The sequence below is a fragment of the Spirillospora sp. NPDC049652 genome (genome assembly GCF_040675125.1).
Lineage (GTDB): Bacteria > Actinomycetota > Actinomycetes > Streptosporangiales > Streptosporangiaceae > Spirillospora.
In genome coordinates this window covers 1-6,386 of the sequence record NZ_JBFAOF010000380.1, presented here as the reverse complement: position 1 = coordinate 6,386, position 6,386 = coordinate 1, and the positions used below count along the sequence as shown (strand labels likewise).

Below are 6,386 nucleotides of genomic sequence, written 5' to 3'. Positions count from 1 at the left end.
GGGCTAGCGCCGCTGCGGGCGATCGCCGAGCACGCCGCGGCGTCCGGCTCGTCCGCGGCGTCCGCGGCGTCCGGCTCGTCCGGACGGCATCGGCAGGTGCACCTGGTCCTCGCCGTCCGCACCGAACGCGACCTGTACGACCTGCCCGGACTGCGGCTGCTCGAAGCCGCCTACCCCGGGCTGCACGTCGTGCCGGTCGTCTCGGACGAGGTCACCCCGAACGAAGCGGATGAACCGGACGCCCCGGACGGAGGCCGCCCCCGGGGCGCGGCCGTCGCCGAGGCCCTGGAACGGCTCGGCGACTGGTCAGAGCACGAGGTCTACCTCGCGGGCCCGGCGGCGATGATCCGCGCGACCGCCGCCAGGCTCCGGGACCTCGGCGTCCCGCCGGAGCGGATCCACCACGACCTGAGAGAGGCCGAACGGCAGGAAGACGCCCTCACCCGCGCCCGCACCGGCAACTCCGGGAGGCAGGGGGAGGAGGAGCCCGCCGCGACGTGCCCGATCGCGTCCAGGTCAGCCTCGGAAGGTCACCAGCCGGCCCGCGCCCGCAGGAACTCCGACGTCGTCACGTCCGCCGGGTAGAAGGACTCGATCGCGAGCTCGGCGACCGTGATGTCCACCGGGGTGCCGAAGGTGGCGATGGTGCTGAAGAACGACAGCTCGGCGCCCTCCGCCCGGATCCGCAGCGGGACGAACACGTCGTGGCCCGTGGACGGCACGGCCGCCTCCTCCAGCGGGTCCGAGCCGGGGAAGTCGCGCAGCTCCTTGTAGAGCCGCTCCAGGGCCGGGTCGGCGGTGAGCGCGACGTGCCGCCGCACCCGGTCCACCATGTGCGCGCGCCACTCGCCCAGGTTGATGATGTTCTGCGCGATGCCGTCGGGGTGCATGCTCAGCCGCAGCACGTTCAGCGGCGGCTCCAGCAGGTGCGGCGGCGCCAGGTCGGTGAAGATCGACGCCGCCTCGTTGGCGTCCACCAGGTTCCAGAACCGGTCCACGACCACCGCCGGGTAGGGCTGGTGGCCGTCCAGCACCTGCCGCAGCGCCCCGCGCACCGCGTCCATCCGCGGCTCCTCCATCGGGGTCTCGGCGTACACCGGGGCGTAGCCGGCCGCGACGAGCAGCAGGTTCCGGTCGCGCAGCGGCACGTCGAGGTGCTCGGCGAGGCGCAGCACCATCTCGCGGCTCGGGGCCGAGCGGCCGGTCTCGACGAAGCTCAGGTGCCGGGTCGACACGTCCGCCTCGGACGCCAGCTCCAGCTGGCTGAGCCTGCGCCGCTGCCGCCAGGCGCGCAGCTGCTCGCCGATCGGGCGGACGTCGCCGAGGGAGGAGGTGGGGGCGGCGGACTCGGAGTACGCGGTGGTCATCATCACGCCGCAGACGTTACCGACCCTTATGTCACGAAGCCGATGACCTCGGGGGTAATGCGCGTTCCGCGCGGCCCCGCGGATTCTTCGCCCCCCTGTTCGCCGCGCTTGGGACGGCCGTGACGGTCCGCGTGCGAGCATCCCCGGCAAGGAACCTGCACCCGGGAGGACCAGTGGTCGACCACGCGCTCGTCATCGGCACCCGAAAGGGCATGGTCGTCGCGCGGCCCCGCCGCGGTGGTGACGGCTGGGACGCCGATCCGCTGCTGTTCACCACCTCCCCCGTCGCCGCCGTCGCCGCCGACCCGCGCACCGGACGGCTGCTCGCCGCCGTCGACAGCCCGTTCTGGGGCGTGTCCATCGCCGTCTCCGACGACCTCGGGCGCACCTGGACCGAACCCGCCCGCGACGCCGGCGCCGCCCCGATCGCCTTCCCCGAGCACACCGGAGCCGCGCTCCGCTCCGTCTGGCAGCTCCGCTTCTCCCCCACCGAGCCGGACGTCGTCTACGCCGGCGCCGAACCCGCCGCGCTGTTCCGCTCCGAGGACGGCGGCATGACGTTCCGCCTGGTCGAAGGCTTGTGGAACCATCCGCACCGGCCGTTCTGGAAGCCGGGCGCGGGCGGCCAGTGCCTGCACACCGTCCTGCCCGACCCCGTCGACCCCGCCACGGTGACCATCGCGGTCTCCGCCGCCGGCGTCTACCGCAGCACCGATGCCGGGACGACGTGGGAGGCCCGCAACCACGGCATCGCCGCCGAGTTCCTGCCCGACCCGCCGCCCGCGTTCGGCCAGTGCGTGCACAAGGTCGACCTGCATCCGAGCCGTCCCGAGCGGATGTTCCTCCAGCACCACGGCGGCGTCTACCGCAGCGACGACGCCGGGGCCGCCTGGACCCGCATCGACGCGGGGCTGCCCGCCGACTTCGGCTTCCCCCTGGTCGTCCACCCGCACCGGCCCGACACCCTGTACGTCCTGCCGCTGAACGCCGACTCCGACCGCTCCCCCGCCGGGCACCGCTACCAGGTGCACCGGTCGGACGACGCGGGCGAGAGCTGGCGGGCGTTCGACAAGGGCCTGCCCGAGGGGCCGTGCTACGCCTCGGTGCTGCGGGACGCCATGTGCGCCGACACCCTCGACCCCGCCGGGATCTACTTCGGCACCCGCGACGGCTGCGTCTACGCCTCCCGCGACGACGGCGAGACCTGGACCGAGGCCGTCCGGCACCTTCCCGACGTGCTGTGCGTGCGCGCGGTCAGCCGGTGAACGTGACCGTCCGGCTGCCGGGCGCGCTGCGCGACCTCGCGGGAGCGCCCGCCGCCGTCCCCCTCGACCTGCCGCCGGACGCGACGGTCGGCGACGCCCTGGCCGCCCTGGACGCGGCCCTGCCCGCCGTCGGGCGGCGCGTCCGCGACGAGACCGGCGCGCTGCGTCCGCACGTGAACGTGTTCGTCGGCGCCGACAACGTCCGCGACCTGGCGCTGCTCGCCACGCCGCTCGCGGCGGGGGCGGACCTGCACGTCCTGCCCGCCGTCTCCGGCGGCTGACACTGAACCCCCAACCACCGGCCCGCCGACCGATCCGGCCGCGGCCTTTACGTTGTAGATCCGTTTTCTAGCCGCCCGTCCAGGAACCCGAAGATCCGCTCCCACGCCTCCGGGGCCTGCTCCTTGCCCTTCCCCAGCCCGAGCCCGACCCTGGCGACAGCGAGCAGCGGCGCGGGCACCAGTTCGTCCGACTCGGTGAGGAAGCTGTGCCCCGCGCCCGGGTACTCCTTCACGTCGTGGGTGACGTCCAGCACGGTCAGCGCCCGCTCCAGCTTCGCCGCCGCCCCGGGGAGCGACCGGTCCTCGCCCCCGTAGGACGCGACGATCGGACACGCGCCCGCCAGCACCCGCTCGGCGTGCCGCGGCACGATCCCGTAGTTCACCGCCGCCGCCTGGAAGTCCAGCTTCGCCGCCGCCACCAGCGCGAACCCGCCTCCCAGGCAGAAGCCGACGACCCCGACCCGGCCGGTGCAGTCGTCCCGCTCGGCCGCCCAGCGCCGGGCGGCCTCGATCCGCGCGAACGTCGGCCCGCGCCGGGCCAGCAGGTCCCGGAACGCCTTGCGGACGCACCGCAGCCAGTGCCGCCCGCCGTACAGGTCGGGCAGCACCGCCAGGTAGCCCCGTTCCGCGAACCGGTCGGCCTGGGCCCGCATGTCCGCGTTGTCCCCGAACGACTCGAACAGCAGGACGACGGCCGGCCAAGGCCCCTCCCCCTCCGGCACGGCCAGGTACGCGGGCAGGTCACTGGAAATCCTGATCTCCGGCATGCCAGCACCCTCCCCTATGCCCCGGCCCTTGCCCAGCCCCAAAACGCCCGCCGGCCGGCCGGGCCCGAGGACTGCGTCACGTCCGTCCCAAGGTGACGCTCCTGTCTCCCATGCAGCAGACTGTGCGTGACGTCGTGTTCGGAAGGATCGGTGGCGCATGTCCGAGCTGAAGGTGCTGGGCGCCTGCCCGTTGGACTGCCCGGACGGATGCTCCTGGGTGGTGACCGTCCGCGACGGGCAGGCGGTCGGGCTGCGCGGCAACCCGGACCATCCGTACACGCGCGGCGCGCTGTGCACCAAGGTCAACCGGTGGCTGGAGCGGGCCGGGCAGGACGACCGGATCCTGCACCCCCTGCGGCGCGTCGGGGCCAAGGGCGAGGGCCGGTTCGAGCGGATCTCGTGGGACGAGGCGCTGGACGAGATCGCCGCGCGGCTCGGCGAGATCGTCGAGCGGCACGGCGGCGAGTCGGTGTGGCCGTACTGGGGCATGGGCACGCTCGGCTACGTCCAGGGCCTGGAAGGGCAGGCCGGACGGCGGTTCTTCAACACGCTGGGCGCGTCGGCGCACCGGGCGGACCTGTGCTCGGCGGCGGGCAACGCCGGCCAGGAGCTGGTCATGGGGTCGGCCGGCGGCATCGACCCGGAGGACCTGGCGCACGCCCGGCTGATCATCCTGTGGGGGACGAACACGCTGACCAGCGGCCACCACATGTGGAAGTTCGTGCAGGCGGCGCGGCGCGACGGCGCGTACGTCGTGGCGATCGACCCGGTGGCGACGCGGACAGCCAAACAGGCCGACGAGCACTTGGCCCCGATCCCGGGGACGGACGCGGCGCTGGCCCTGGCGCTGATGAACGTGATCGTGCGGCTGGGGGCCCAGGACGAGGAGTTCCTGCGGGACCACACGCTCGGCTGGGAGGAGTTCCGGGAGCGCGTCGAGCGGTTCACGCCCGAGGCCGCGGCGGAGGTCACCGGGCTCCCGGCCGAGCGGATCACGGCGCTGGGCGAGCGCATCGCGCGGACGCGCCCCACGGCGATCAGGGCGACCCAGGGCCTGCAGCGGCACGGCGGCGGCGGATCGGCGCTGCGGACGCTGGCGTGCCTCCCCGGCGTGACGGGCGACTGGCGGCTGCGCGGAGGCGGGCTGACGTACTCGACGTCCGGGCACGTCCCGTTGAACCGGGAGGCGCTGTTCCGCGACGACCTGCGGCCGGGGCCGGTGCGGCGGCTGTCGATGTCGCGGCTGGCGGAGGGGCTGCTGGAGCTGGACGACCCGCCGGTGAAGGCGCTGTTCGTGATCGCCGCGAACCCGGCGGCGAGCACGCCGGACCAGAACCGGGTGCGGGAGGGCCTGCTGCGCGACGACCTGTTCACCGTGGTCGTGGAGCAGTTCCCGACCGACACCGCCGCGTACGCCGACATCGTCCTGCCCGCCACGATGCAGCACGAGCACGCCGACCTGCACGACGGCTACGGGCACCTGTACCTGGCGTGGAACGAGCCGGCGGTGGCGCCGCCGGGCGAGTGCCTGCCGACGACCGAGACGTTCCGGCGGCTCGCGCGGCGCATGGGGCTGACCGATCCGGCGCTGCACGAGTCGGACGAGGAGCTGGCCGAGCAGGCGCTGTCCGGCGGACATCCCTACCTCGCCGGGATCACGCTGGACCGGCTGAAGAAGGAGGGGTTCGTCCGGCTGGCGGTCCCCGACCCGTTCGTCCCGTACGCCGACGGATTCCCGACGCCCTCGGGGCGGCTGGAGTTCCGGTCCGAGACGGCGGCGGCGCTCGGGCACGACCCGCTCGCGGGGTACGTGCCGTCCGCGGAGGGCGCGGACGCCGAACTCGCCGGGCGCTACCCGCTGATCCTGATCTCGGCCGCGTCGCACTTCTTCCTCAACAGCATGTTCGGGGAGAACGCGGAGCTGCGGCGCCGCGCGGAGGGCGGGCCGGTGGTGCGGCTGCACCCGGACGAGGCGTCCGCGCGGGGCCTGGCCGGCGGCGACCGGGTGCGGGTCCGCAACGACCGCGGGGCGTTCGAGGCGGTCGTGGCGGTGACCGACGAGGTCAGGCCGGGGGTCGCGGCGACGACCAAGGGCCACTGGCCGCGGCTGTCCGGCGGCGCGAACGCCAACGCCGTGGTCGCCGAGCGGGCCACCGACCTCGGCGCGGGACCGGTGTTCCACGACACCCGCGTGGAGGTCGAGCGGCTGCCGCTACGCTGACCGCCATGATCGACCCACGGGCGTTGCTGGAGCGGGCGCGGCGGTACGACCGGACGGGTCGTGCCGACGAGGCGGTCGCCGCGTACGCGGAGGCGGCCGCGGTGCTGGAGGAGCGGCGCGAGCTGCCGCTGGCGGTGCTGGCGCGGGCCCGGCAGGCGCACGCGCTGGCGGCGCAGGGCCGCACGGACCGGGCGCTGGAGGTGCTGGCGGCGGCCGAGCAGGCGGCCGCGGCGCTGCCGCCGGGCCCGGCCGCGGCGGAGCTGGCCGCGACGGCCGCCGAGGTGCTGGCGGAGGCCGGCATCGCCGGTGAGGCGGCGCGGCGGGCGTGGGCCGCGATGGCGGCGTTCCAGACGCTCGGGGACGCGCCGCGGGCGGAGCGGTCGGCGGTGCACGCGGCCCGGCTGATCCTGCGCGACGCGGGCCGCGAGGCGGCGGGCCCCCTGCGCGACCTGCTGGCGCAGCTGGCGCCGGGCGGGGACGCGCAC

7 protein-coding genes are annotated in these 6,386 nt (G+C 75.1%); 5 read left to right on the top strand and 2 right to left on the bottom strand.

Annotated elements, in window-relative coordinates; all coding sequences use genetic code 11:
* Window positions 1–585: ferredoxin reductase domain-containing protein (locus AB0J52_RS22650; protein ID WP_500183916.1), on the top strand; the 585-nt coding region annotated here is incomplete at its 5' end.
* Here AB0J52_RS22650 and AB0J52_RS22645 read toward each other — a convergent pair.
* A complete protein-coding gene (locus tag AB0J52_RS22645) occupies window positions 531–1,370 on the bottom strand; it encodes a helix-turn-helix domain-containing protein (protein ID WP_500183917.1) in 840 nt (279 codons plus the stop codon). The two genes, AB0J52_RS22650 and AB0J52_RS22645, sit on opposite strands and share 55 nt — an antisense overlap.
* Window positions 1,371–1,540: 170 nt before the next feature.
* Here AB0J52_RS22645 and AB0J52_RS22640 point away from each other — a divergent pair, with 170 nt between their 5' ends.
* Window positions 1,541–2,632 (top strand): WD40/YVTN/BNR-like repeat-containing protein, encoded by a 1,092-nt coding sequence (locus AB0J52_RS22640; RefSeq protein ID WP_500183914.1) that lies wholly within the window; start codon window positions 1,541–1,543, stop codon window positions 2,630–2,632.
* Window positions 2,629–2,913, top strand: a complete 285-nt coding sequence (locus AB0J52_RS22635; RefSeq protein WP_500183912.1) for a ubiquitin-like small modifier protein 1 — start codon at window positions 2,629–2,631, stop codon at window positions 2,911–2,913. The genes AB0J52_RS22640 and AB0J52_RS22635 overlap by 4 nt, the downstream gene beginning before the upstream one ends.
* A 47-nt stretch (window positions 2,914–2,960) precedes the next feature.
* Here AB0J52_RS22635 and AB0J52_RS22630 read toward each other — a convergent pair whose 3' ends face one another.
* Entirely contained in the window at window positions 2,961–3,680 is a 720-nt protein-coding gene (locus AB0J52_RS22630; protein WP_500183911.1) for a dienelactone hydrolase family protein, read from the bottom strand.
* Between the two features lie 157 nt (window positions 3,681–3,837).
* Between AB0J52_RS22630 and AB0J52_RS22625 the strand changes: the two genes are divergently transcribed.
* Complete coding sequence (locus AB0J52_RS22625) at window positions 3,838–5,901, top strand: molybdopterin-containing oxidoreductase family protein (protein ID WP_500183909.1); 2,064 nt, start codon at window positions 3,838–3,840, stop codon at window positions 5,899–5,901.
* Between the two features lie 5 nt (window positions 5,902–5,906).
* On the top strand, window positions 5,907–6,386 hold a 480-nt coding region (locus AB0J52_RS22620), incomplete at its 3' end, for a hypothetical protein (RefSeq protein WP_500183908.1).

What these genes read in the sequence shown, in the direction of transcription:
- AB0J52_RS22645 (WP_500183917.1), bottom strand. Translation starts at nt 1,370, where the DNA reads ATGATGACCACCGCGTACTCCGAGTCCGCCGCCCCCACCTCCTCCCTC.
- AB0J52_RS22630 (WP_500183911.1), bottom strand. Translation starts at nt 3,680, where the DNA reads ATGCCGGAGATCAGGATTTCCAGTGACCTGCCCGCGTACCTGGCCGTG.
- AB0J52_RS22625 (WP_500183909.1), top strand. Translation starts at nt 3,838, where the DNA reads ATGTCCGAGCTGAAGGTGCTGGGCGCCTGCCCGTTGGACTGCCCGGAC.